This is a genomic window from Glaciecola sp. 1036 (genome assembly GCF_050306235.1).
GTDB lineage: Bacteria > Pseudomonadota > Gammaproteobacteria > Enterobacterales > Alteromonadaceae > Glaciecola.
Window position 1 is genome coordinate 468,142 of sequence record NZ_JBLWFH010000002.1, and the last position, 24,499, is coordinate 492,640.

General features: G+C 39.7%; 26 protein-coding genes. 14 read left to right on the top strand and 12 right to left on the bottom strand.

Translation table 11 applies throughout. From position 1 onward, the window contains the following. Nucleotides 1-42: 42 nt before the first annotated feature. On the bottom strand, nucleotides 43-2,166 hold the full coding sequence (locus ACNKW3_RS04675; protein ID WP_427398104.1) for a tetratricopeptide repeat protein: 2,124 nt from the start codon (nucleotides 2,164-2,166) through the stop codon (nucleotides 43-45). A gap of 179 nt (nucleotides 2,167-2,345) precedes the next feature. Between ACNKW3_RS04675 and ACNKW3_RS04680 the strand changes: the two genes are divergently transcribed. Next, entirely contained in the window at nucleotides 2,346-2,624 is a 279-nt protein-coding gene (locus ACNKW3_RS04680; protein WP_427398105.1) for a hypothetical protein, read from the top strand. A gap of 193 nt (nucleotides 2,625-2,817) precedes the next feature. Continuing rightward, nucleotides 2,818-2,976, top strand: a complete 159-nt coding sequence (locus ACNKW3_RS04685) for a hypothetical protein (RefSeq protein WP_427398106.1) — start codon at nucleotides 2,818-2,820, stop codon at nucleotides 2,974-2,976. 50 nt (nucleotides 2,977-3,026) lie between these two features. On the opposite strand, the gene ACNKW3_RS04690 is transcribed toward ACNKW3_RS04685, so the two are convergent. After that, nucleotides 3,027-3,908: an SDR family oxidoreductase gene (locus ACNKW3_RS04690; RefSeq protein WP_427398107.1), complete on the bottom strand. Its 882-nt coding sequence runs from the start codon at nucleotides 3,906-3,908 to the stop codon at nucleotides 3,027-3,029. 131 nt (nucleotides 3,909-4,039) lie between these two features. On the opposite strand from ACNKW3_RS04690, the gene ACNKW3_RS04695 reads away from it, so the two are divergent. Next, nucleotides 4,040-4,954, top strand: a complete 915-nt coding sequence (locus tag ACNKW3_RS04695; protein WP_427398108.1) for a LysR substrate-binding domain-containing protein — start codon at nucleotides 4,040-4,042, stop codon at nucleotides 4,952-4,954. 302 nt (nucleotides 4,955-5,256) lie between these two features. Then, nucleotides 5,257-6,561, top strand: coding sequence for a methyl-accepting chemotaxis protein (locus ACNKW3_RS04700; RefSeq protein WP_427398109.1), 1,305 nt, complete (start codon nucleotides 5,257-5,259; stop codon nucleotides 6,559-6,561). Nucleotides 6,562-6,576: 15 nt separating this feature from the next. Here the strand turns inward: ACNKW3_RS04700 and ACNKW3_RS04705 are convergent, their stop codons facing one another. After that, on the bottom strand, nucleotides 6,577-7,467 hold the full coding sequence (locus ACNKW3_RS04705) for an alpha/beta hydrolase (RefSeq protein ID WP_427398110.1): 891 nt from the start codon (nucleotides 7,465-7,467) through the stop codon (nucleotides 6,577-6,579). 240 nt (nucleotides 7,468-7,707) lie between these two features. Between ACNKW3_RS04705 and ACNKW3_RS04710 the strand changes: the two genes are divergently transcribed. After that, nucleotides 7,708-8,589: a hypothetical protein gene (locus tag ACNKW3_RS04710; RefSeq protein WP_427398111.1), complete on the top strand. Its 882-nt coding sequence runs from the start codon at nucleotides 7,708-7,710 to the stop codon at nucleotides 8,587-8,589. Here the strand turns inward: ACNKW3_RS04710 and ACNKW3_RS04715 are convergent. Beyond that, entirely contained in the window at nucleotides 8,586-9,164 is a 579-nt protein-coding gene (locus ACNKW3_RS04715; protein ID WP_427398112.1) for an ECF-type sigma factor, read from the bottom strand. The genes ACNKW3_RS04710 and ACNKW3_RS04715 overlap by 4 nt on opposite strands. A 161-nt stretch (nucleotides 9,165-9,325) precedes the next feature. Here ACNKW3_RS04715 and ACNKW3_RS04720 point away from each other — a divergent pair, with 161 nt between their 5' ends. Then, complete coding sequence (locus ACNKW3_RS04720) at nucleotides 9,326-11,743, top strand: serine/threonine protein kinase (RefSeq protein ID WP_427398113.1); 2,418 nt, start codon at nucleotides 9,326-9,328, stop codon at nucleotides 11,741-11,743. 46 nt (nucleotides 11,744-11,789) lie between these two features. Beyond that, on the top strand, nucleotides 11,790-12,386 hold the full coding sequence (locus tag ACNKW3_RS04725; RefSeq protein ID WP_427398114.1) for a hypothetical protein: 597 nt from the start codon (nucleotides 11,790-11,792) through the stop codon (nucleotides 12,384-12,386). A 57-nt stretch (nucleotides 12,387-12,443) separates the two neighbouring features. Here the strand turns inward: ACNKW3_RS04725 and ACNKW3_RS04730 are convergent, their stop codons facing one another. Both ACNKW3_RS04730 and ACNKW3_RS04735 read right to left on the bottom strand, forming a co-directional pair. Beyond that, nucleotides 12,444-13,196 carry a hypothetical protein gene (locus ACNKW3_RS04730; RefSeq protein WP_427398115.1) on the bottom strand — a complete coding sequence of 251 codons (753 nt, stop codon included), beginning with the start codon at nucleotides 13,194-13,196 and terminating at the stop codon, nucleotides 12,444-12,446. Between the two features lie 77 nt (nucleotides 13,197-13,273). Then, a complete protein-coding gene (locus tag ACNKW3_RS04735) occupies nucleotides 13,274-13,666 on the bottom strand; it encodes a hypothetical protein (RefSeq protein ID WP_427398116.1) in 393 nt (130 codons plus the stop codon). Between the two features lie 45 nt (nucleotides 13,667-13,711). Between ACNKW3_RS04735 and ACNKW3_RS04740 the strand changes: the two genes are divergently transcribed. Then, nucleotides 13,712-13,924, top strand: coding sequence for a hypothetical protein (locus ACNKW3_RS04740; protein WP_427398117.1), 213 nt, complete (start codon nucleotides 13,712-13,714; stop codon nucleotides 13,922-13,924). 71 nt (nucleotides 13,925-13,995) lie between these two features. On the opposite strand, the gene ACNKW3_RS04745 is transcribed toward ACNKW3_RS04740, so the two are convergent. The 5 genes from ACNKW3_RS04745 to ACNKW3_RS04765 form a co-directional block, all read right to left on the bottom strand. Continuing rightward, nucleotides 13,996-15,384, bottom strand: a complete 1,389-nt coding sequence (locus ACNKW3_RS04745; RefSeq protein WP_427398118.1) for an NAD(P)(+) transhydrogenase (Re/Si-specific) subunit beta — start codon at nucleotides 15,382-15,384, stop codon at nucleotides 13,996-13,998. A 12-nt stretch (nucleotides 15,385-15,396) separates the two neighbouring features. Further along, nucleotides 15,397-15,681, bottom strand: a complete 285-nt coding sequence (locus ACNKW3_RS04750) for an NAD(P) transhydrogenase subunit alpha (protein WP_427398119.1) — start codon at nucleotides 15,679-15,681, stop codon at nucleotides 15,397-15,399. Between the two features lie 3 nt (nucleotides 15,682-15,684). Next, on the bottom strand, nucleotides 15,685-16,842 hold the full coding sequence (locus ACNKW3_RS04755; RefSeq protein ID WP_427398120.1) for an NAD(P) transhydrogenase subunit alpha: 1,158 nt from the start codon (nucleotides 16,840-16,842) through the stop codon (nucleotides 15,685-15,687). A gap of 424 nt (nucleotides 16,843-17,266) precedes the next feature. Further along, a complete protein-coding gene (tmpT, locus tag ACNKW3_RS04760) occupies nucleotides 17,267-17,914 on the bottom strand; it encodes a thiopurine S-methyltransferase (RefSeq protein ID WP_427398121.1) in 648 nt (215 codons plus the stop codon). A gap of 217 nt (nucleotides 17,915-18,131) precedes the next feature. Beyond that, nucleotides 18,132-18,365 carry a hypothetical protein gene (locus ACNKW3_RS04765; protein WP_427398122.1) on the bottom strand — a complete coding sequence of 78 codons (234 nt, stop codon included), beginning with the start codon at nucleotides 18,363-18,365 and terminating at the stop codon, nucleotides 18,132-18,134. Nucleotides 18,366-18,618: 253 nt separating this feature from the next. On the opposite strand from ACNKW3_RS04765, the gene ACNKW3_RS04770 reads away from it, so the two are divergent. The 6 genes from ACNKW3_RS04770 to cysE all read left to right on the top strand — a co-directional run bounded on the left by ACNKW3_RS04770 (nucleotide 18,619) and on the right by cysE (nucleotide 23,943). Further along, nucleotides 18,619-19,326: a thermostable hemolysin gene (locus tag ACNKW3_RS04770; protein ID WP_427398123.1), complete on the top strand. Its 708-nt coding sequence runs from the start codon at nucleotides 18,619-18,621 to the stop codon at nucleotides 19,324-19,326. Next, a complete protein-coding gene (locus ACNKW3_RS04775; RefSeq protein ID WP_427398124.1) occupies nucleotides 19,323-20,768 on the top strand; it encodes an AMP-binding protein in 1,446 nt (481 codons plus the stop codon). Before ACNKW3_RS04770 ends, ACNKW3_RS04775 begins: the two co-directional genes overlap by 4 nt. Nucleotides 20,769-20,779: 11 nt before the next feature. Beyond that, nucleotides 20,780-21,451, top strand: coding sequence for a TenA family transcriptional regulator (locus tag ACNKW3_RS04780; RefSeq protein ID WP_427398125.1), 672 nt, complete (start codon nucleotides 20,780-20,782; stop codon nucleotides 21,449-21,451). Between the two features lie 10 nt (nucleotides 21,452-21,461). After that, nucleotides 21,462-22,259: an SDR family oxidoreductase gene (locus ACNKW3_RS04785; RefSeq protein WP_427398126.1), complete on the top strand. Its 798-nt coding sequence runs from the start codon at nucleotides 21,462-21,464 to the stop codon at nucleotides 22,257-22,259. 39 nt (nucleotides 22,260-22,298) lie between these two features. Further along, entirely contained in the window at nucleotides 22,299-22,979 is a 681-nt protein-coding gene (locus ACNKW3_RS04790) for a tetratricopeptide repeat protein (RefSeq protein ID WP_427398127.1), read from the top strand. 160 nt (nucleotides 22,980-23,139) lie between these two features. Further along, a complete protein-coding gene (cysE, locus tag ACNKW3_RS04795; RefSeq protein ID WP_427398128.1) occupies nucleotides 23,140-23,943 on the top strand; it encodes a serine O-acetyltransferase in 804 nt (267 codons plus the stop codon). A 3-nt stretch (nucleotides 23,944-23,946) separates the two neighbouring features. On the opposite strand, the gene ACNKW3_RS04800 is transcribed toward cysE, so the two are convergent. Then, a complete protein-coding gene (locus tag ACNKW3_RS04800) occupies nucleotides 23,947-24,465 on the bottom strand; it encodes a flavin reductase (RefSeq protein WP_427398129.1) in 519 nt (172 codons plus the stop codon). Between the last annotated feature and the right edge of the window lie 34 nt (nucleotides 24,466-24,499).

The following is a 24,499-nucleotide window of genomic DNA, read 5'->3' on the forward strand; positions in this document are numbered from 1 at the left end:
ACTGTCAGGGGCGTGTAGCCCCTAGACATAAATCTATTTAGCTTATTCTTGAAATATCTTTCGAGCCTCATTGGCTTGGTTTTGCAGATCTTTCTCTATAAAGTCAATAACTTCTATATAGTCATTTTCATTATGTAAAGAGGTGAGCAGAGGATCATGTTTGGTCCACCATTCTCGCCAGCCAAAATCCACAGCTTGCTTTAAATATGTCATCGCGTTTTCATTGTTGCCATTTAGTGCGTTAAGTCGCGCACCAAGGTAAAAAAGTTCAGATTGTGCAATGGATGATGCTTCCTGTTGTTTTAACAAAGAAGCACAGGTCGTTAATATTTGTTCAGCGTCATCAAGCTTTTTTTGTTGTTGATAAGACCAGGCTATTTCTATGGCGGGAGAGCAATAAGGCATATAATATTTATCTGCATCATCAAGTTGTTGACTATTATTAATAATAAGCTCAAGCGCCCGTGCTTGATCGCCGAACATTGCGTGATACCAACCTGCCTCAAAAGCAGTCCAATAGTCGTCAGGATTTGCCGCGGTATCAAAATCCATTTTTTCAAACAATAGCTTAAATTTTCCTTCGAAAATCAAAATCGTGGCTTCTAAACTTGGGTCATAGTCCATATTTTGTAAAATATCGACTAGCCCTAACTGAATCAGAGGTCCTTCCAGTTTATATATCAGCTCTGGATTATCTGGAGATAGCGCAATAGCTTTTTTGGCTTGTGCAATAGAAGCTACAAAATTGCCTTGGCTAAAATACATGTCAGCAAGACCTTGATAGGCATAGGTTGAATCAGGGTGATCAATTTTAAGTTGTTCAAACACTATTTCGGCTTCGTCAAATCTAGCCTGCCAAGAGAGCATCATACCTAAATTATATGCACTTCCAGAAAACAACGGGTCTAGTTTTATAGATTCTTTAAGTGTTTCAATGGCTTCGTCGAACCTTTGCAAGGCATATAATGCGTTAGCTTTCCACATATATGCTATGGCTAAACTAGGGTTTATTTCAGTAGCCTTATCATAATTTTTAAGAGATTCTTCATATTGATTTCTCAATTTATTAATTTGGCCCATGACGGCATAAATATCGGCGATTTTGGGCTCTCTTACCATGGCTTTATTTAGGTTATCTTCTGCCAAATTGGCTGCAATGTTGGTATCTATTATGCCAAAGCGCCCACCACCTTCTGCTAATAGTGTCAGGGTATCCGCCAAGGCCACATAAGCTTGGGCGTATTCTGGATCTATCGCAATCGCTTGTTCAAAAAGCGAGCGGGCTTGTTGCATGGATTCGGTCGTTTGTTTACGGTAGGCTTCTCGACCCTTAAGATACAGCACTAATGCGTCTACACTTTTGGTTTTCGAAAGGGCACTTAGTTCACCACTTTGGGTATAGCTATCTTGCAGTAAATTGACCACTGTCCGGCTTATTTCACTTTCCAATTCAAAAATATCCGTCATATCACGCTGAAAACTTTCATTCCATAACACACGTCCAGTAGTTATTTCTATTAGTTCTGTGCGAATATTAATTCGTTGTCCGTCATTGATAACGCTTCCAGTTAAAATAGCATCTACATTTAGCCGTTGACCTATTTCAGTGTTCGAAAGGCCTTTTTCGCTTAAAATTTGGCTAGAACGAGAAGCTGATACCTGAAAGCTGTCTAGGCCGCCTAGTAAGCTGGTGATTTCCTCAGATAGTCCCAAGGCGATGTAATTTTGGTCTTTATTCGGGCTTTCGTCGACAAATGGCAATACCGCAATTGATTTAATGCTATTTGTTTGTATTACTTGAGTTTTTTGCGATAAATGACTGTCATAAATGGTGTAAAACAGCCTGATACTCACAAGGCCGCTAATAATTACAATGACCACAAGCCCCAGCCAATTAAAAATGCCAAAAGGCTGATGCTTTAAGTTTCCAGAGCTTGGAGTTCTTGTGATACCTGAAAGGCTGATATCAAAATGCCAAGTGAGAAAACAAAGGATAGGAAACCCAAACACAAAGAGTAAGAATACACCCGATCCAACTAAGGGATGTAGAGCGAATGTTCCACTCAATACAGAAATAATTTGTAGTACAAGCCATGCAATACCAATATACGCCAGCAAGGGTTTAATCATTTCCCGTCGCTTTAGTTCGTCGATAAAACGACTCATTAATAGACATACCTTTAATTGGACATTATTTATTCAATGTAGCGCAGGGAATTTGATAAAGAAAGCGCTAAAGCGTCAAAGTGTAGTTTTCAATCGGTTGTTTTTAATGTAACAAATTCGTTTTTGCTAAGACTACAGAGGTGAAGATTATAATTTTTTCCAATTCAAGGAGTAAGTAAATGTCAGAATTTCAGTTATTTTTACTATTGGGCACAGTAGTAACATTTGGAATAATAAGCTATTTTTTGGATGCAAAGTATCAAATGCAATTTGGTGCCTGGTGTAACGGAGAGGTAGAAAACCCCTTTATCAAAAACACTGAAAAAGTCAGCGAAGAAAGCAACAATATCGATTCGGAAATAAAAACATTAAAAGAGCGTATCGCCACTCTTGAGACAATAGTGACAGAACCCTCTTACGAGCTAAATAAGCAGATTAGCCGACTTTCACAGAAGTAAAATTGCGTTTTTATAACCTGGCTTTGGAAGTTTACCTGCTGAAAATGATTAAATTTTAGTAATTGATATTTTCGGTTATAAAGAAATGAACAACTGCAAACGACTAAAATTTTTCATGGACGTGTCAGGGAGAAAAGACAAGCTGTTTAATTTAGGGAAACCCTTTTAGCCAGTGGAAAAAGATTAACTACTGATGAAAGAATTTTATCGCTTTTTTCTTCCAGCCAACATTACCAATAAAAATAGTTCTAAAGAGGTGGAAGAAAACTCAAATCAAATTGCTGATACCACGAGGGAAATCGGAAAAATGGCGGTTGATTGGCAGGCATTGGTATCCGCCAGAGGGCGCTAAAAAAGCACTGGATTTCTGGCGGAATTTCATCAAGAACTCATCTCAAAACACTATGCAATCTCTTTCGCAGTTTTGTTTTGAGGATCCAAATGTTCAAGACCTAGTGCCTTAACTGTTGCATATTGAACAGGGGCAGTAGCATCATTGATCACATCTGCGCCAAAACTTCCTCCAACCACTAATCTAGCTGGGCGTGTTCCTTTAGGTAACTGAACAACCTTGGTGATCGCCTCAGATACATCGTGAGGATTCGGGCTATCTTCAGATTCAAAGAGCTGCATAAAGTGGCTAAACATGTTTGTTGGGATTTTGCCCACATCACCATAATCAACTACTCGCATTAAATCTTCTGGTTGATCTGCACTTGCGTACATTTGAGTGGGAAACGCGCTTGGCTGCACTAAGGTAACATCTACACCAAACTGAGATAGTTCATAGCCTAAGCTATCTGAGATAGCCTCAACTGCAAACTTGCTTGCGCCGTAAAGCCCAAAAAACGGAAAAGTCACTCGACCTAGAATAGAGCCGATATTGATTATTAGACCGTTTTTATTGTCTCTCATATTTGGCAATACAGCGCGGGTGACTCTGTGCAAACCAATCACATTTACATCAAATAACGCCTGTACTTGTTCATCTGTAAATGCTTCAGATACGCCTGCACTTGCAACACCTGCATTATTAATCAGTACATCAATGCGGCCAGTTTGTTGGATAATTTGCGCTACCGCTTTGTCAATAGAAGAGGTATCGGTAACATCTAATTCGACAACATTAATACCTTGTTGCATTAATGCATCCGCAGACGCTTTGTTTTTACCTGCAATATCTCGCATGGAAGCAAAAACGGTGAAGCCTTTTGCAGATAAAGTACAAGCTGTGTCTCGACCAAAACCAGAAGAGGCACCAGTGATCAATACAATTTTCGACATAATAATTTTCCTTTAATTGAATAAAAAATAACGACGCTAAGGGTCTGTAGTTATGTAAGTAATTACAAATTCATTATCGGGTAAGCGATATCCAAGAAAAACAGGTCTTCAGGCAAAGGATTTATGAAAAAATGTCACAAATAAATGAGCTATCTAACATGCAGGTCTTTATGCGCGTAGTGAAAGAAGGAAGCTTTTCAGCCACTGCTAGAGTTTTAGGTATTTCGCCATCTGCTGTATCACGCCAGATTTCCCAATTAGAAAAAGAGTTGAGTATTCGTCTTTTCAGCCGAACCACGCGGAAACAACAGTTAACCGACGCTGGGAAACTCTATCTCGATCATGCGCACAGTATTATTGATGAACTTGCTTCAGTTAAAACCAGGTTACAGGAGCTCGCCAAAAGCCCTTCTGGTGTTTTAAAAGTGACAGCTGAGGCTGACTTTGCGACTGTGTTTTTAGCCCCGATTTTGCAGGATTTTTTAGCTATTTATCCCGATATACAAATTCGCCTGATGATGAATACCCATTTATTGGACTTAATAAATGGTGGGGTTGATATGGCGATACGATTGGGGCATTTGGAAGATTCTTCTTTAATTGCTAGAAAAATTGGAGAGAGTCAATCCTTGGTTTGTGCTAGTCCAGATTATTTGCATAAGCATGGTATCCCGCAGACACCAGATGATTTATCTCATCATAATTGTTTATCTTTCAAAATCGATGCAGGAAAACGTATTTGGCAATTTAAGGATAATAATCAAACCTACAATGTAGAGGTTGCAGGGCGAGTCTACGCTAATAACTTATCCTTTATTCGTAACATAGCGTTATTGGGGCAAGGTATTATCATGGTGCCTGAATGGCTTGTCCGCCAAGATTTTCACAGTGGCAAACTGCAAGCTATCTTAACTGATTATACTTTGCAGCCGGCTGGCCTACCGATAAATGCCGTCTTTGCCAATAGCCAACAAATGCCAGTAAAAATGAGAGTATTCATTGATTTTTTAGTTGAACGTATAGGTCATTCTTTAAAACATTTGTAAAAAAGGCCACCTCTATCATCGAAGCAGTTTTTAGACTAATCACCAGTTAATGAAGTGTTTTTTTGCCCTGTAACCTATGTATCTAACTTATTCATAACAGTAGAAAATAAGGGTAATCGAAACACATTCAGGTAAGTCGGTGAGGAGCACGTCTATAGGATAAACCCTTTTAAAGCTGAATTATTCTTATTTTTTGTGGAATTCGTCCGATAATATAATAGGTTGGACAAAAAATAAGCTGGTTTGAATGTGTAGGGAAAAACTGGCTTAACGTTGCTTAGAATTTATCCTTGGGGACATAAATGTTTTTCACTAAAAAGAAATCAGAAGAACCGGCTAAAAACAGTCATTTAGAAAATGTTTTCCATGCTATTACAAGTAATACAGCTTGGATTGAGTTTTCACTTGAGGGCATTATTGTTGATGTCGGTAATCTATTTTTAGACGTCGTTGGATATTCTCGAAGCGAGGTTATCGGTCAACATCATCGAATCTTTTGCTCCCCTGCAATTGCTAATTCGTCTGAATATACCAACTTTTGGCAAGAACTAGCGGCCGGCCACACTAAACAAGATGTCTTTGAGAGAATCAATAAATCGGGTGAAAAAATAATCCTTGAAGCGACCTACTTTCCTATACAAGATGAAAGAGGTAAGGTAGTAGGTGTCGCTAAAATAGCGTCTGACATCACCGAACTTTATGAAAAAGACAAAGATAAACGAGCAATCCTAACGGCATTAGATCATTCGTTTGCGGTAATTGAATTTGATACTCAAGGGAACATATTAACGGCCAATCAGAATTTTTTATCTGTGCTGGGTTATAAGTCGGTTGAACAGATAAAAGGAAAGCATCATAAGCTCTTTTGTTTTGATCAATTTTATCAAGAGAATCCTCATTTTTGGCAGGAACTTGCGGCAGGAAATAATAAAACCGGTAGGTTCAAACGTAAAACCTCCTCAGGAAATGAAGTTTGGATTGAAGCTGCATACACGCCGATTATCGACAGAAATGGTAAAGTAGATAAAATAATTAAATTTGCATCAGATATTACTGACCGAGTAAAGCACAATTTTGCGGTTGAGAAAGTTTCAGAATTAGCTAACAAAACGGCAATTGAAACCGTTACTACGGCACAAGATGCCAGCAATTTATTACAAGAGTCTGTGGCATTTTCTGATGCAATATTTAAGAAAGTTACCTCTGCCCAGCAAAGCGTTGAAGTGTTAAATGAACGCTCTTCAAGTATAGGCGCTATAGTTGCAACAATTACCAGTATTGCGGAACAAACCAATCTCCTAGCCTTAAATGCTGCAATAGAAGCGGCCCGGGCAGGTGAGCATGGGCGAGGGTTTGCGGTTGTGGCGGATGAAGTTAGACAGTTGGCTTCCAGAACAGCCGCTTCCACTGCCGAGATAACAAAAGTGGTCGGGGACAATAGTCAGCTGACGTCTAAAGTTACCGGGCAAATGGATGAAATGTCAGAAGCTGTGCGCAACGGAAATGCAAAAATCCAACAAGTGGCTGATGTTATGGACAGTATTCAAAAAGGCGCTGAAGACATATCTTCAAGAGTTGCCAGCCTTTCCCAAGTTAACGAGCAATAGAGTATTAAGCTCAGCTTAGTCAAGTTGAGCCATCCAATCAGTCAATAAGTCTGGCCATTTTTGAAGAGGTTCTTTACCAATGGCTAGACCAAAACCATGCCCGCCTTTAGGGTATAAGTGCATTTCTACCGGTACTTTGTGTTCTACCAAGGCTTGATACATCCTTATACTGTTTTCAACTACCACCACTTGATCATCCGCCGCATGCAGCAGAAATGTTGGCGGAGTAGATGAATTTACCTGTAAATGGTTTGAATATTGGTTAATTAAGGTTGTTGAAGGGGTCTCACCCAATAGGTTATTTCGACTACCTAAATGTGTTATATCTTTTTGCATCGAAATGACCGGATAGATTAAAATCATAAAGTCTGGTCGAGAATCTTTATCATAATGGGTTCCAATCGTTGATGCTAAATGCCCGCCGGCTGAAAACCCCATAATGCCCACTTTTTGTTTATCAATTCCCCATTCTGTGGCATTTTCCCTAACTTTCTTTATCGCTTGCAATCCGTCTAAAAGGGGAGATTTATGTAATTCTAAACTGCTTTGAGGTGATGGAAGGCGATATTTAAGGACAATTGCCGCTATGCCTTTAGCATTCAAGGCTTTTGCAACATCAACACCTTCCCAATTGTAAGCTAAAATACCGTAACCGCCGCCAGGACAGATAATGACCGCTTGACCAGTAGCATTTCTTTTTGGGGGAAGAAATACCTCAATGGTTGGGGTTTGTACTTTATGGATTCTTAATATATCAGAAACAACGGATTCTTCTTTTTCGTTCGAAGGTTTGTAATTAGGTATTGCTCCATCCCAAATGGGTAACAGGGTGCTATTTTTAGAAAATAGTCCATATGAGAAAACTGCAATGATCAAAAGTACTGAAAATATACCGAATTTACCCATTATCCTTTTCCTTTAGCAGTCTCATTTATAAATTGTTCGTTTTTCACTGCCCTAGCAGAATACCGAATTTTGCACCGAAAATTCAGCTTATCAGGGTTTAATCACCAGTAGTTAAAAAATTTTAACCAGTTTTGACCCTTTTTAAATCTTTCTTACGCCTTTCTATGTAGCGGGCAATACCAAGTTAATTTGCTCAGCTTGCCCGTAAAAATGAAAAATCTAGATTGAAGGGAAGTTATTATGGAATTAATTAAGAAAACAACCATAGGATTGAGTTTACTTGCATCCTTATTTGCGGCTACTCAGGTGAGTGCCGCTTTGGTAACAACAGAATCAAATTATTTTGTTAGACCCGGATTAAGAATAGGTGTTGGCGAATTTATTGATGGTTTAGCAGTTAATGGTGGTACTGAAAGAACCATGCTACAGGGCGCTGTTGGCTATTCTGAATCAACGGTGAGCCTGGTAGATGGCACGGTGAAAATGTATTCAGAGGGGTATAACACCGACCAAAGCTTGCAAACCTTCGGTAGCTTTGGTGAGCGCATTACAATCACCAATGGTGCAGGTACTGATTGGAATTTTGGTTTCGCAGTTGAGGGATATCTGGATGTATATGGAGGAGGTCCGATAAATGATGCTGCTTCAAATCCCTACCTTTATTATAACGTCGGGATAGCTGTGTATCGTGCCGGTCAGGTAAATTATGATAATTTTGTCAACAACCCCGACTATGATCCTGTGTTTTTTGATGTCATAGATACTATAGATTATTTAGATGGTAATGAAGGTTACAGCTACATTGAAGCATTTGCTGAAGTCTTCGGAAGCATTACCTTAGAATCGAACTACGAACAATTTGACATCTTTGCCTATACAAACATGATCGTAGATCCTGCGTTAGGAAGTGGTGTTGAATCTTACGTATCTGATTTTAGTCACACTGCAACCTACGGTCAAAGTTTTGATTCTGGGGTAGAAGCATTTTCAAGTTCTGGAGAATTTCTCGGACTGCGTACACCACCGCCAGCCCCTAACAATGTGTCAAGTCCAGCTGGACTTGGAATTCTTGGCCTTGGCATGGCATGTTTTATGTTAGGGTTAAAACGACGTCGGTGTTAAGTTTGGTCATCAAGAGCATCTAGTAGCCAAGCTCTGGATGCTCGCCAACTGCGTTTTACCGTTGATTCTGAAACACCAGTGACATCGGCAATTTGGGCAAAAGAAAGGCCACCAAAGTATCGCATCTCAACAATTTCGACACTTTCAGGTTTGATTTGTTGAAGTTGTTGCAGTGCAGTTTCCAATTTTTCGTAATCGATAGATTCGTCTATATCCGGTGCAAAATTGGTCACTAGCTGTACTTTATGATGCTGTCTGCGTTTAGCGTTTTTTTCGCGATAATGGTCAATTAACACTTGGCGCATAACTCTTGCTGAAAGCGCTAAAAAATGGCTTTGGTCTTGCCACTGAATGCGATTGAGATTGAGCAACTTTAATGCAGTTTCGTTGATTAGGTCGCCTGTAGTTAGCAAGGTGAGGTTATCTTCATGGGATAGCATAGCAGCAGAAATTTTAGCTAATTCGCCGTATAAGGAGGAAAACAGATGTTGTTTAGCTGTTTCGTTACCGTTACGCCATTCAATCAACCATTGTTCTATTTGGTCTTTATCTAATTCTGATTTCCCTGACTGCACCAGATAAGTCCCTAAAAAGTAGGTTGAAAAATAAACGATGATTTAAGTATGCCATTATTGTATAAACAAAGAAAACGGAATAAACAAAGAAAGTCTAACTTTAAGTGTCAGGTAAAATCATTTGGCGTTAATAAGCAAAGTGCAAATCAGGAGTGCCATCTGTGACTAATAAAAATACGCTGGATCTGGAAGCCATCCAGTTGTTTGAGGCGTCATTGGATCTACCTGAAAACGAACGTCTACAATGGCTTAAAGATAAAACTAATGACAATCCTGCATTATTTGACAAGGTTAAGCGGTTGTATGACAAAGACCAGATTCTTTCAGGTCAACTTATTACAGGGCAAGCATATCAAGATTCACATTTGCATGATGACAGTGACGTAAAACACCCCGAAAAAATCGGTAATTATAATGTGACAGAATTCATCGGGCAGGGAGGCATGGGCGCTGTTTACAAAGGCGAGAGAGCGACTGCTGATTTCGACTTAGTGGTTGCCATTAAGTTGATTCGCCAAGGAGTTTTATCTGACCCCATCATCCAACGCTTTGAGCATGAACGTCAGACTTTAGCCAATTTAATCCATCCCAATATCGCGCGACTATATGATGGTGGGCAAACGCCAGAGGGTACACCTTATTTCATAATGGAATACATCAATGGCTGTTCTTTATCGAGCTGGATTCAAAATGAGAAGCCAGATTTAGAATTGATGCTTAAAATGTTTGTAGATATTTGCGATGCTGTTCGTTATGCCCATCAAAATCTCGTTATTCATCGAGATATTACGCCTTCAAATGTTATGGTCACACGAGAAGGCCAAATAAAACTCATTGATTTTGGTATCGCTAAACCTTTAGAAACTCAACCATCACCAACAGCAAGTGAACATCCAAGTTTGCAAGGCTTGAGTTTTACCCCGGGATTTGCCGCCCCTGAAAGAAGTCAGCAAGGTATCAGCAATACCTTAAGCGATATTTATTCTCTAGGTAAGCTTTTAGAATTTATGCTCAAGCAAAGGGATATTGACGATGAGCTTGCCTCAATAATATTTACCGCCAGTGCAGATAAACCTGAACGCCGCTACAAAACGGTAAACGCCCTAATGCAAGATATCCAACATTACTTAGGCCACTTTCCCGTAGACGCATTCTCTTCTAGTCCAGGCTATCGCTTTAAAAAATTCAGTCAGCGACACAAAAAATCGGTGTTTTTATCTTTTGCCGCGCTAACCGCTATTATTCTTGCCTTGATAATTTCATTAACCCAATACCAGCGTGCAGAAAAGAATTTTGCTCAAGCCAATCAACGATTTGAACAAGTTAGAACATTAGCTGGCTATCAGTTATTTGATCTGTACGATGAATTGAGTCGCGTAGCCGGTACTACACAAGCCAGGTCTGAGTTAGCAGATAATGCACATGGTTACTTAAAAATACTTGCAGAACAGCCACTAGCATCATTTGAAGTTAAATTAGAGACGGTTCAAGGGTATCTCAGATTAGCATACATATACGGCGTTCCTGCACAACCAAATTTAGGTGACTTTGATACCGCTAAAAAACACTTACAAACTGCTAAAAAGCTGGCATCAGATTTGGAACTAGTCTTTCCCGAAAATACATCATTAAAAACGGTAAAAGCAGGGATACTGGCTGCTCAAGCTATGATGCTAATTCATAACGATAATGATTTAAGCGCCGCTAAAGAAGTAATTGAACAAAGCTACCAGACACTAGATTCAATACCGAATAATAAGCGCGACCAACTCTGGTTCAAAACCTTAAGAGAATTACGTAATGCATCGCTTGAACATGCTGATCAAGCGAGTGATGCGAAAGAAATTAATCGATACGCCAACGCTTGGTTAGCAGATATCCAACAATGGCCTGACGAGCTAAAGCAAAGTTACATTAAACAACAAGATGAAAATATCTATTTTTATTGGATTGGTGTCGCTCACTATGTTGCAGAGGAGTTCGAACAGGCCGTCGCCGCCTTTGATTGCGCTCATACTGCACTTTCACAGCTTGAAACTGAGCAAAAAAATGACCCTAAGCTTTTATATCAACTCGCTTGGACCAATTATTTAGCTTTTGGATCAGCCACAAGATTTTTAGAAGCAGTACAAGTGAATCAATATTTGATTCGAACCGATGAATATATCGAGCGTTTAAAAGCATTGGAGGAACGGGATATTTCGTTATATGTTTTTTCTTTGCACCTGCGAGAAGCTTGGTCACAAACCTTAGCAAATGCGGGTGATTTTGAAAAAGCAATTGAGATTCAACAAGGCGTAGTGGAGGAAATAACTCAAAGTGTTGAGCAGGGAGCAATTAATTCGTCAGTTTCTAGCTTGGCTTTTTCCCACATAATTTTGGCGTATTTATACAGAGATGTAGATAACATTGCAGATACATGCACGAGTTTGATCAAAGCTGAGGAGCTTTTGAAACCACTGGCAGAGCAAAAACTTTTACCAGAGTATTTAGATAATGCAGCACACCGCTTATCTTCGCGTATCCAACAGTGTATAAATAATCAGCCAATTGATAGCATGAATGCACTTTTTGATTAATTGTGGTACTAATAATTTTTAATTTAGTTAGAAAGTTCTTATTTAAATGGATAATTTTTCAAAGATATTTTTCTTTTTCCTGGTGTCAGTCTTTTGTGCCAGCTGTACCAGTATTCCAATAAGCACAATGCTCAAATATAGAAATGCCGATGAGTCACTATTGCAAGAGCTCAGTCATGAAGACATGAGGGTTAAAGCTCAGTTGTTAGGCGGCTATATGATCAATCCGGATAAAACGCGAATGGTTTTAACCTCTGAAGATGAAAACGGGGAACAAGTATTTGCATTTAGTTTGAGTTTGTTGGAACAAGAGTTTTCTGAAATTGAGGCGGGCTGGTTTAGTAGCGCTAGTTATATGCATGAAGCTCTTTTTAAGCTATCTGAAGAAGGAAAGCTTGATTTACAAAATTTGCAAAAACAAATACTCAATCGAACAGATAAAGGTAAAACTAGCTTTGATGTTTCAGTTAATCTAAGTTTGATAACAAATGATCAAGTACCTGCATCTGTTTATGATGAACTATGTGGCGAAAGTGTCTACTTTTCTATTTGGATAAAGCCCAACGCAAAAGAAGATTTTGTACATCTTTTTGACGAGGCTGAAATGACGTTAAATTGCAAAGTTGACGAACAAACTGGATAACCATAATAAAAGGAGTGACACTACTCGAAAACATCACTCCTTTTGAAATACCTGGTTTTAACAATCCTGACTAGCGTTTTCCACAAACGCCATCCCATAGCGATGCCGCAAAAAATCAATCCACATTGATTCAAATTCTGCGGTGGTTACATCAAGAACAGCCTCTAAATTGGCATTTGTCTTGACTAGTTCGATCAATTTTTGCTTATCCCAAGTGGAAAGTATGAAATCCGTTATGTAATAACCCAGTTTATAGATATTAAATGGATGCTCTTCCAAATTTTGTAGAGTGGGAAAAACGTCTTCTGCTAGACACTTTAACGTATTGATTTTAGGCACAGGTGGTCGTTCAGATTCAAATATCGCAATAGCCTCCCAAAGCCATCTTGGGTTGTTATTAAACTGGCTATTTATGGCTAAAGTTACTAAATGTGTATATTCATGCACAACGCCAAGACCAATATCGGGCCTGCCATTGAAAAATCGAGCTTCCCAATCTTTAGGTACCACATAGCCTTGTACGAATTGTGCGTTGTCACCATAACTTGCCTCAAACGAGTGGCGATCTTGCCAGATCTTTATGGTGACTTGAGGCATATTTTGGATTTCGTAACGGGTTAAAATGCGCTCGTTGTTTGCTTCTACGATGGAACTGACTTGTTGAATAGTGTGGTTTGGCACATCGCCAATTGCGATGTATTTTATCCCCTTTTGTTGACTGAAAACGGTAAAACTTAAGCTCACCAAAGCTATAACAAATAAAAAGTAATAGCGTAAAAACGCGCCTCGTTGGTTATTTCGTGTATACATATAAAACCTTTGAAAAAATTAATGAGATAGCGCTTCTTTATAGAAGCGATTAAGACAAATAAAACGCAACGAAAGCATTAGTCAAAGGCGTTGATTATTTTATACAGTAGATTGGCTTGTTTATTGTGGGTGAGCCGATATTGATGTCGACTACGATTTAATTGCCAGTCTGGCGGGGTATTAACTACTTCCAAACCAAGCATCATTACAGGTTGGTCAATTATTTGAATGAAGTCATCAAATATCCAATTTGGTTGTTGTTTTCGATGTTCAAATTTATGAGCAGACGCAATTGAGCTTAGTAAAGGTTGTGATTCTTCAACTTGATTGTTTAATTGAGAAAAGTTTGACCAAGATTCGTGTGAATATTGGTGATTCTGGTAGTGACTAACAAAAAAACTAAGCCAGGCGAAAACCAGAGCTGATACGCCACATAACATCAGTTGTTTTGTTAACTTTATCTTGATCATAGAATATAGGTTCGCCTTTCCAACTAGCCCAACAATGGCGCCTTTGTGCTCAAAATTCAAGAGTATCCTGCTCATTTCTCATTTTTTGAGTGGTTATTTTTCATCCAATTAGAAAGTGCCACTAAATACGACAATAGACAAAGCTTTTTGAAAAAATTAAAAGAAGCTGGGGAGCAAACTACCGAAGAATGGTTGCAAGTAAACGGTGATAAATTAGGGAAACAACCTAGTTGTGATATTGAAGCATTGTTTGATTAAGCTCGACTACCTATATTTAAGGTTAGGAAATCCCGCACTTTGTGCGGGATTTCCTAAGATAATACTTCAGATTAATCGTCACTAAACTCCCGAATGATACTGTTAATAGTATCCTTCGCGTCACCTAACACCATGCGAGTGTTATCCTTGAAGAAGAGTGGATTATCGACCCCAGCAAAACCTGCATTTGCTGATCGCTTCAGGACGAATACGGTTTTAGCGCGATACACTTCAATCACCGGCATTCCGTAAATTGGACTTCCCTTCATTTCTTTGGCAGCAGGGTTAACAACGTCGTTGGCGCCAATAACGATAACAACATCGTAGTTTTCCATACGAGGATTTACAGCATCCATTTCACACAATAGCTCATAAGGCACATCCGCTTCTGCTAGTAAAACATTCATATGCCCTGGCATTCTTCCCGCTACTGGGTGAATAGCGTATTCAACGGTACAATTATTTTCTTCAAGTAGCGTCTGCATTTCACGTACTGCATGCTGTGCTTGAGCAACAGCCATACCATAACCGGGCACAACTAAAACAGATTGAGCGGCTTCAAGCACATAAAAGGCGTCTTGAGCTGACATGATCTTTACTTCACCTTCGATCGCTTCGCCCATTTCTACAGGTTTAGCAAAACCAGAGAGTAATACGTTCATCAGGGATCTATTCATGGCTTTACACATGATATTGGTCAATATTAGTCCTGATGCGCCAACCAGCAGGCCAGTAACGATCAAGATGGTATTTCCCACTGCAACACCAGCAGCGCAAGCTGCAACCCCCGAATAAGAGTTTAGCAACGCGATAACCACAGGCATGTCGGCACCACCAATGGAAACTGTCGCCCAAATACCAAAACTTAGGGCAAGCGCAATAGCAATATAAAGCCAAATTGGGTTACTTGGGTCTGTTACAAAGAGGTAGCCGATCCCAATAAACGCGATTAGATGCAATACACTGAGTTCCCTTAGACCCGTAAATATAAGAGCTTTCGACGACATTTTGCCTGATAGCTTACCCCAAGCGACAACAGAACCTGAAAAGGTTACACCGCCAATTAAGATGGTCAAAAAGACTGTAACAAATACCAATTTATCCGTCGTAAGCAGGCTAATGGTGTTCATTCCTGAAATAGTTGCCCATCCAAGTAATAAAGAGGCTGCACCACCAAAACCGTTAAATAGGGATACCATTTCGGGCATTTGGGTCATTTCAACTGTCTTTGCTTTCCAAGCACCATAAGCACCACCTATCACAAACCCTAGAAGGATCCAGTGATAGCTAATAATTTGCTGGTCGATAAGGGTGACTACTACTGCGATTAGCATCCCGATTGCAGAGACTAGATTGCCTTTTTTTGCGCTAGATGGGTGGCTGAGTAACTTTAAGCCAATAATAAATAATGTAGTTGCCAAAACGTAGGCAAGATTAATGATCAATGCGTTATCATTCACAGCATAGTCCCCTTACTTGCCTTGTTTCTTTTTAAACATACTTAGCATACGGTCAGTGACCATATAACCACCGACCACATTGATACTTGCTAATGCCACAGCTGCGGTGCCAAGAATGGTTGTGAGTATGTCGTTATCAGCACCGGAGGCTACTAAAGCACCCACAAGGGTTATGCCTGATATGGCATTTGACCCTGACATCAAAGGCGTATGCAGAGTAGCGGGCACCTTGCGTATTAATTCAAAACCTAAAAATGCCGCTAAAAGAATGATAAAAATTAGATAAATAGTTTCCATAACTTACTCCTTGCCATAGGCTTTTTTAAGCATTTCATTTGATATTTGCCCTTGGTGAGTGATAACACTCTGCGCTAATATTTCGTCTTCAAGGTTCAATGCAAAGCATTTATTTTCTGCATCAAAAAACTCATCGATAAGATTTAAGAGGTTATTGGCATACATATCTGTAGCATCTCTGGCTACTTGTTGGCTCCAATTGCCATCACCAACGACAGTTACGCCTTCTACTATCGCGGTTTGACCAGGAATTGAGCCTTCTACGTTGCCTCCAGAAAGTGCCGCCATATCGACCACTACACTGCCGGGTCGCATCTTAGAAAGTGTTTCTTTGCTGATTAAAACCGGTGGTTTTCTACCAAATAATTGAGCAGTAGTGATGACAATATCTGAATCCGCGATAGCGTCTTGTTGAGCTTCTTGCTGTTTAATCTTTTGCTCTTCGGTTAGTTCTTTGGCATAACCGTCTTTGGTTTGTCCGGTTTCACCTATGTCGATTTTAAGAAATTTACCGCCTAAAGATTCAACCTGTTCAGCCACCACTTCACGAGTATCATAGGCCAACACATTAGCTCCCAAACGTTTAGCTGTTGCGATAGCTTGAAGTCCAGCAACACCAGCGCCAATCACAAACACTTTTGCAGGTTTAATGGTGCCAGATGGCGTCATCATCATGGGTAGTATACTGGGGAGCTTATTAGCCGCCTGCATTAGCATTACATAACCAGCCAAACTAGCCTGTGAACTTAAGGCATCCATCTTTTGTGCTCGTGAAGAACGTGGGATCATTTCAACCGAGAGTGTAGAAACTCCCTTATGAGCTAGAGTTTCAACCAATTCTTGTTGGAAGAAGGGATCTATATGACCGACGACCAAGGCTTCTTTTTTAAATTGTTCCAGATGCTCAGGTGCGGGACGGTTGACGTAGAAAACTATGTCTGCATCAGACATCACACTATTGGAAGCTTCGACAAGGGTTGCACCTTGATCTGCATATTCCTGGTCTGAATAACCTGATAGGACTCCCGCGCCTTTTTCAATTTGCACGTTTAATCCCATTCGGCTAAACCGCATAACAGTAGCGGGTGTTACCGCGCAACGCTTCTCAACGAAATTGTCGTTATTGGCGTGATTTGCTTCATTTAATACTAAGAGATTCAAAAGCATCCTCCTTCCATTGGGCAATATTATCCTAACTGCCAATAAAGGCAGTTAAGGGTTTCTGTTTTAACCGATAGGTGCTTTTGATCTATTTACTACATAATTGAAAGGATAAAGTACTATAAGCGTTGTTTATACCTGATAATTACGTAATTTTCCGTTTATCGTTATTTTTGTATGGAAAGACCTCTGCTAAGGCCCAATATTGCAAATAATTTAAATAAGTTGAAAGAATTGATTCTTATGTAATATAAATATTTGGTTATATAGAATTAGTTACCCATAAGTATAACTTATAGTTCAAATAAGTCATAGATAAATAACAAAGGTAACTAAACTGACGATCGTCAGTTTAGTTAGCGATAAAGTGCGGATTATTAATTTAGTGCAGAGCTTTTCTAAGGCCACCAAGTGACCTAGGCTTTTATGTATTGGGCTTTAAATACCAAATGTGTTCTTTAGCAGGTACACCCCTCACGCCGCCATCGGCATCAACTTCCGTGAGTAAATCGAGCGCAAAATATTCTTGATAGCTGTCATGTATTGAATTTTTGCTGTGAGAAAAAGGGGGACCTTGGATAAGTTCTTGATCATAATCATAGGTAATTAATAACTGAGGGGCAGCTTTTGTTAGTTTGACAACCTGAACCACATAATCATCACGCATACTTTCAGGCATAGCAACAAATGCGGCTCGGTCATAGGTGAAATCCACAGGCCCTAAGAGTTCTGCGTCCAATTGGAAAATATCGCCAACATACACGGTGAGACTTTGGACAGAGTATTTTTTATGATTATCAAGTTGGATAATTTCTGGATTTACATCTAAAGATGAAAATAGTTCAATTACTGCTGATTCAACTAATTCACAGGCAACAACCTCGTATCCTTTACTGAGTATCCAGCCAATATCCAGTGTTTTACCGCACAGGGGCACAAAAACTGTAGGCGAGTTAATCGCTTCTGCTTGTATAAGTGTCGGTAAGAATTCAATTAAAAATGGGTTGATATCTTTTTGGTGAAAGCCAATTTGATTTTTTTCCCACTTATCATGCCAAAAATTGTGTTCCATTGTACTTATCTATTCTTTTAGTTTAGCGATACTTTATTGGACCCAACAACTTCCTGCAAGAGTGTATTAATTCCCAATTGCTTTAAAGTTATTAAGTATTGGCTAAACGCATGGTCTGAACTAGGTGCCTGAAAAGAAAAAGTGATAACAAAACTGATTTCAAAAAAAGAGACTTCATTTAGTGACCTATAAATAAAAGTAAAAACGCGGTTAAAAACTAGCTGAACTTAAACTCAGACTTAAAGTAGTTAACAATTTTAGACACTAAAGATTGCTTTTCTTTATAAGACTTTTTAGTAAACATTGGATCATGTTTATGTCCGCTGGCAATGGCGATCATGTCAGCAATATCATCAATGTATTCCTCGTATTTCTCATTGTAACTGCCTAACTGCTCTTCGTTATGAGTTTGAGATTTTGCTTCTTTTTTTAATTTGCTGACGTTATCCATTTTCCGATGCCTCTTTTAAATCATGATATGTAGAAATCCATCTTAGAAATGACAATGCAAAGACCAAACCAGAACAGAAATCTAAATATTTCAATATATTAGACAGGTTAAGTAATGAAAAAATTTGCACTATTGTGAAAAATTTACTCGCAGAAGAGTGAAAAAGTTGCAAAAAACCTAAATTTAATTTTAGTCTTAAGTTTAGCCTAAGGTTGACATTGTATTCTGAAATCATTAACTGAGCGGAGACGTAATGATGCAGTTGCTTCAGAATACAAATTTAGCAATACAGATTGGCAATAAGACTAAGTGTGCGAATGCGACTAAGTTTGCCTTTGATATTGCCTTGCACCTAGCCAATGAAATTGGCAGAGACAGAGTAGAAGACTTCATTAAGCAGGGCTTTAAAAAAGCCTACGGAGCTGAAGTAAATGTTTCTATGCCATGGCTATTGTCTATTAGTAAAGGTGACCTGAAAGCTGCATTAGGTATTCGCCCTGCAACATCTACTCTTTTTATTGAGCAGTACATTGATGTTCCCATTGAGCAGGCAATTAGTGTACTTGCACCAGACGTTAATCGACATCAAATTGCTGAAATTGGCCACTTGTACAGTAACTCTAATAGATTCACCATCCCACTTTTCATGGTAACTGCGATATCTTTACTTTGTAACAACTATGAGTACATGGTGTTTTCAGCCACTGAGCACGTATTAAGTTTAATTACTCGTGCAGGCATCAATTGTTCACAAATTGCAAAAGCTGATGTATCAAAATTGACACCTCCCGTCGATAATTGGGGAAGCTACTACGACACTAATCCGGTTGTAGTAGCGGTTTCTCTTTATGATGTGGTTCAGGCTATCAGCAATGACAAAGGCTTAGCTTCAGTATTCGCTGATTTAGATGAAAAAATTGCGCGTACTACTGAGAAACTGAATAAGGCATCTTCCCTATGAACCTTATCCAACAAATTGCCAATACAAGGGGAGATTTCCCTGCATTGGTATCAGGTGAAGAAGTTATTTCATACGGTGAATTACACGCTAGAATCAGCAAATTGAGAGATTGGTTATCTAAGCAAAATGTTTCTTCTGTTGCATTGCAAGCCCAAAACAGCATTGACTGGGTAATTTTAGATTTGGCTTGTCAGGCACAGGGTATTTTGCTGACACCTATCCCATTATTTTTTACTCGGACCCAAAAACAAAGGGTAGTCGATTCTGCAAAACCGCAACTTATCTTCAATGATCAAAACAAAGGTGAAGCCTTATCTGTATCTGATTGCGGGATAAGCCTTGATGTTCAAAAAACGAAATTAATCTCATCACCAGAGGTACCGGAACTGACGGTAAAAATAACCTATACATCGGGTTCAACAGGTGAGCCTAAAGGTGTGTGTTTAAGTGCGCAAAATCAGTTGGCAGTGGCTAGTGCTTTGGTTCAAACCATAGGTATTCAAAAACCTAAGCATCTTTGTTTATTGCCACTTCCCACCCTGCTTGAAAATATTGCCGGTGTTTACGCTCCTTTGTTAGTGGAAGGCACAGTTGTATTAGAGAATGATGAAGCTAGAGGCTTTAGCGGTAGCCGATTGGTTTCACCACAAGCATTAGTAGCCACAATTTCAAAGCATCAACCTAACACCTTGATTTTGGTACCTGAGTTGTTGCAGTTATTGATATTTATGGTGAACAAAGGTTGGCAGCCACCCGCGTCATTACAATTTATTGCGGTTGGTGGAAGCTTGGTTGCGCCCCAGTTATTAGCAACAGCTCGAGAACTAAACCTGCCCGTATTTCAAGGTTATGGTCTATCCGAATGCGGTTCTGTAGTCAGCTTATGTACGCCAAAAGATAAGATTGATAGCGTGGGGCGAATTTTGCCACAAGTTCAAGTGAAAACGGTCAATAAAGAATTGGTAGTGTCAGGTAATAGCTTCTTAGGCTATGTAGATATGCCGGAAACCTGGCACCAAAGTCAAGTACACACAGGTGATATCGCGGAAGTGAGAGATGGTAACCTGTATATTCAAGGTCGTATTAAAAACACCATTATTAATTCCTTTGGTCGCAATATTTCACCAGAGTGGATTGAATCTGAATTATTGTCCACAGGCATGTTCAGCCAAGCCGTTGTTATTGGCGATGCTAAGCCATTTTGCTCAGCTATTCTTGTACCCGTAGAAGCAAACATTCCAGCAGCTTTAATTGAAAAAACATTGTACCAAGTGAATCAAAATTTACCTGACTACGCGCAGGTAAAAAATCCCATTTTGTTAACAGCGCCTATGGATACCCAAAGCGGTTTGTACACAGCAAATCACAGACCACGTAGAGGCGCCATTCAACAACATTTTCAGCATCAAATTGCGCAAATTTATGCAAAAGCATGCGCATAGGAGTGAATATTATGAGTTTGTATCAACGTTTATTAACTGAAACTACAGAGCAAAGAGACTATTTATTGTCATCACCTATTATTAAAAGATGTTTTACCGGTGACATTAAAGTTGATAATTACGCAGCATTTTTGACCCAAGCTTTTCATCACGTAAAACATACAGTGCCTTTGCTAATGGCTGTAGGTACTCGATTGCCAGATAGTAAGGAGTGGTTGCGCGAAGCCGTTGCTGAATATATCGAAGAAGAAATTGGGCACCAAGAATGGGTGTTAAATGACATTGCGGCTTGTGGTTTTGATAAAGAAGTCGCACGCAATTCAACGCCTAATATGGCCACTGAACTAATGGTTGCCTATGCCTATGATTTAGTTAATCGCGTAAACCCTCTAGGTTTCTTTGGCATGGTGCACGTGTTGGAAGGCACCAGCATAGCAATGGCTGATAACGCCGCTGACATGATTCAAAATGCATGTGGTTTACCTAAAAAAGCATTTAGCTATTTACGCTCTCATGGTTCGTTAGATATTGAGCACGTTAAATTTTTTGAAACCTTAATGGATAAAATTACAGACCCTGCTGAGCAAGATTTTATTGTTGAGAGTGCTAAAAAATTCTATGTACTTTACGGCAATATTTTTAGAACCCTTGAAACGTCAGCTCCTGTTAGTCAGGCCGCTTAGGACCAAGATTATGAAAACCAAAACATGTTTAGTAACTGGCGCTTCTGGTGGTATAGGTTCTGCCATCGCAAAAGCTTTGGACAAGCAAGGCTACAAGGTTATTTTACAAGGTCGAAACGAAAGTAAATTGGGTGTTTTAAAGCAACAGCTAGGCCCTGAAACTCGAATCGTCGCAGGTGATTTAACTGATTTAGTTGAAAGAGAAAAAGTGCTGCAAGAAGTGTTTAAACAAGGGGCAGTGGATTTGTTAGTTAATGCCGCTGGTATTTCTTTATTCTCAGCGTTTGAAACTACTTCGAATCAACAATTGCAGCAAATGCTAGAAACCAACTTGTTGGCACCTATGCTATTTACTCAAGGCTTTATTGAGCATGCCAACAAAGTTTCATATGACGATAGCAGCGATAAGGTGCAAATTATTAATTTGGGTTCTGCATTCGGTTATATCGGCTATCCAGGTTTTAGCAGTTATTGTGCTACAAAATTTGGTCTACGAGGATTTACCGAATCCCTTGCCAGAGAATATTCAGGATCACGATTTACCTTTGGTTATTTTGCGCCTCGAGCCACTCGTACCGACATAAATTCAAAGCAAGTAGATGAGATGAATAAGGCACTTGGTAACTCTGTAGATTCTGTGGAATACGTTGCTGAGCAATTTATTGACTTTTTACGCACCAAAAAACGCGAAGCTGTTGTCGGTTGGCCTGAAAAACTCTTTGTGAAAGTAAACACCTGGTTACCGAAAATCGTCGACAACGCTATAGGGGCTAAATTAGCCACTATCAAACAATACATGCACCCTTAAACCTCCAAATCGTTTAAGGTTTTGAAAGAGGAAAGACTTATGAAAATTGTAAAATTATTGAGTTTGTTTATTGTATCAATTGGGTTATCGTTGTCAGCGATAGCTACCGAGGGTGGTTCATTGCAAGTGTCGTTTGACGATGAATTATTGACCATTCAGCATCAATGGGCAAAGGTGAATTACACCTTACAAGATGATGCACAAGAACAAGCATTTGAAAAACTATTAGCCCAAGCTTCAAGTTTTGTAGCGAATTATCCAAACAAATCTGAACCCCTTATTTGGCAAGGGATTATTCAATCTAGTTATGCTGGGGCCAAAGGAGGACTTGGCGCGCTTTCATTAGCGAAGGCCGCAAGAGATTCTCTAGAAAAAGCCCTTAAATTAGATGAAAAGGCGTTAGATGGTTCTGCTTATACAAGTTTAGGTACACTTTATCACAAGGTTCCAGGATGGCCATTGGGCTTTGGTGATGATGATGAAGCTAAAGAAATGCTAGAAAAAGCTATTGCATTAAATCCTGATGGTATTGACCCTAATTATTTTTACGGTGAATATTTGTTTGACGAAAAGCAATATGATAAAGCTCTTAAGCATCTCACCAATGCGCTAGCTGCGCCAGACAGAGCCACTCGTCCTTTAGCAGACAAATACCGCCGTGAAGAGATTCAACAACTTTTGGTAAAAGTGAATCAGAAGCTGAATAAAAGTAAAAGTTAATTCCTTCCTAACCAAGCATTATCCCATCAGATAATGCTTGGCGTTTTATCTTTTATTGATTATTAAACATCGCAATTCTCATTGAAAATTTGATCTTTACCCTTATATGCCTACTATTAGTCAAGGTTAAACAGTAAAACCGCGCCATCGGAAGATCAATATGCCTCAGCCGCTCAGTAGTGAAGAATTTTGGAAAGCTTTAAAAAGCGAAGCAAAGGAAGTTGCAGACAAAGAACCCCTTTTAGCCAGTTATTTACATGCTTGTGTGTTGAGCCACCACAATTTCGAGACCTCGCTGAGTTTTATTTTATCTAACAAAATAAGTGACGATGTAATGCCAGCCATGGCGGTAAGTGAGATGTTTGATGAAGCTTACTTGCTCAATCCTGAAATGGTAGAAGCTGCTATTATCGACGCGCAGGCTTCTGTGGTGCGTGACCCTGCGGTATCTACCTATCTTCCAGTGATCTCACATTTTAAAGGCTATCAAGCGCTTCAAGTACACAGATTAGCCTATTATCTGTGGCAAAAGGGACGTAAAGAACTTGCGTTATTTCTACAAAGTAGAAGCTCAGAGGTTTTTGCCGTAGATATTCATCCTGCAGCCAAAATTGGCAAAGGGGTAATGCTTGATCACGCTACAGGTATCGTTATCGGGGAAACGGCAGTGGTAGAAGACAATGTGTCGATTCTGCAAAATGTAACACTTGGTGGTACAGGTAACGAACAAGGGGATAGACACCCGAAAGTACGTCAAGGCGTAATGATAGGTTCAGGCGCTAAACTACTGGGTAATATTGAGATTGGAAGAGGCTCAAAAGTTGGCGCGGGTAGTGTAGTACTAAACAATGTGCCTGCGTGCGTAACCGTGGTAGGTGTACCGGCGAAAATCGTTGGCAAACCCCATTGCACTATGCCATGTGAATCCATGCAACAAAATGTGTTACAGGATAGTGGAGATTAAAGCTTAATCTAACTCTCGATAGCTGCGCTGAAAGTAGAGCAGGGCGCCGGCACTGGGATTTTGTTTTATTGCCTGTACTTGGCAGAAAATTACGTCATGGGTAGCAACACTTTTAATCTCGGTTATGATGCAATCGAACGTCACCGCAGCATCGGCTAATACAGGTGAACCTGTTTCAAGGGTTTCCCAACTTCCTAAAGCAAACCTGTCTGGCATCGGAGCTTTGCCACCAAATACGTTTGATAGCGCTTGTTGGCCCTTGGTTAAGGTGTTAATTGCAAGGTGTGTAGACTGGCTAAATACCTGATGCACAGAAGCACTTCGATTTAAACACACTAACAAGGTGGCAGGATTGTCACTAACGCTACAAACGGCTGTGGCAGTAAAACCAGCAGGTGTTCCTTCCCATTGAGTCGTGACTATGTTTACCGCACCAGCTAGTCCGGCCATGCCATCTCGAAAGGCTTCTGGTGATATGCTCTTAGGCGTTTCATTTACATCAGTTAATAGGGTTTTTGGCATAATAAATCTCTGTATTACTTATAATATCTGGCAG

Excerpts from the sequence above, each read along its gene's own strand:
- ACNKW3_RS04750 (WP_427398119.1), bottom strand. The coding sequence starts at position 15,681 with ATGGAAACTATTTATCTAATTTTTATCATTCTTTTAGCGGCATTTTTA.
- tmpT (WP_427398121.1), bottom strand. The coding sequence starts at position 17,914 with ATGGAACACAATTTTTGGCATGATAAGTGGGAAAAAAATCAAATTGGC.
- ACNKW3_RS04770 (WP_427398123.1), top strand. The coding sequence starts at position 18,619 with ATGATGCAGTTGCTTCAGAATACAAATTTAGCAATACAGATTGGCAAT.
- ACNKW3_RS04775 (WP_427398124.1), top strand. The coding sequence starts at position 19,323 with ATGAACCTTATCCAACAAATTGCCAATACAAGGGGAGATTTCCCTGCA.
- ACNKW3_RS04800 (WP_427398129.1), bottom strand. The coding sequence starts at position 24,465 with ATGCCAAAAACCCTATTAACTGATGTAAATGAAACGCCTAAGAGCATA.
- ACNKW3_RS04680 (WP_427398105.1), top strand. The coding sequence starts at position 2,346 with ATGTCAGAATTTCAGTTATTTTTACTATTGGGCACAGTAGTAACATTT.
- ACNKW3_RS04735 (WP_427398116.1), bottom strand. The coding sequence starts at position 13,666 with ATGATCAAGATAAAGTTAACAAAACAACTGATGTTATGTGGCGTATCA.
- ACNKW3_RS04710 (WP_427398111.1), top strand. The coding sequence starts at position 7,708 with ATGGAATTAATTAAGAAAACAACCATAGGATTGAGTTTACTTGCATCC.
- ACNKW3_RS04690 (WP_427398107.1), bottom strand. The coding sequence starts at position 3,908 with ATGTCGAAAATTGTATTGATCACTGGTGCCTCTTCTGGTTTTGGTCGA.
- ACNKW3_RS04780 (WP_427398125.1), top strand. The coding sequence starts at position 20,780 with ATGAGTTTGTATCAACGTTTATTAACTGAAACTACAGAGCAAAGAGAC.
- ACNKW3_RS04700 (WP_427398109.1), top strand. The coding sequence starts at position 5,257 with ATGTTTTTCACTAAAAAGAAATCAGAAGAACCGGCTAAAAACAGTCAT.
- ACNKW3_RS04695 (WP_427398108.1), top strand. The coding sequence starts at position 4,040 with ATGTCACAAATAAATGAGCTATCTAACATGCAGGTCTTTATGCGCGTA.
- ACNKW3_RS04675 (WP_427398104.1), bottom strand. The coding sequence starts at position 2,166 with ATGAGTCGTTTTATCGACGAACTAAAGCGACGGGAAATGATTAAACCC.
- ACNKW3_RS04725 (WP_427398114.1), top strand. The coding sequence starts at position 11,790 with ATGGATAATTTTTCAAAGATATTTTTCTTTTTCCTGGTGTCAGTCTTT.
- ACNKW3_RS04765 (WP_427398122.1), bottom strand. The coding sequence starts at position 18,365 with ATGGATAACGTCAGCAAATTAAAAAAAGAAGCAAAATCTCAAACTCAT.
- ACNKW3_RS04790 (WP_427398127.1), top strand. The coding sequence starts at position 22,299 with ATGAAAATTGTAAAATTATTGAGTTTGTTTATTGTATCAATTGGGTTA.
- cysE (WP_427398128.1), top strand. The coding sequence starts at position 23,140 with ATGCCTCAGCCGCTCAGTAGTGAAGAATTTTGGAAAGCTTTAAAAAGC.
- ACNKW3_RS04685 (WP_427398106.1), top strand. The coding sequence starts at position 2,818 with ATGAAAGAATTTTATCGCTTTTTTCTTCCAGCCAACATTACCAATAAA.
- ACNKW3_RS04705 (WP_427398110.1), bottom strand. The coding sequence starts at position 7,467 with ATGGGTAAATTCGGTATATTTTCAGTACTTTTGATCATTGCAGTTTTC.
- ACNKW3_RS04785 (WP_427398126.1), top strand. The coding sequence starts at position 21,462 with ATGAAAACCAAAACATGTTTAGTAACTGGCGCTTCTGGTGGTATAGGT.
- ACNKW3_RS04730 (WP_427398115.1), bottom strand. The coding sequence starts at position 13,196 with ATGTATACACGAAATAACCAACGAGGCGCGTTTTTACGCTATTACTTT.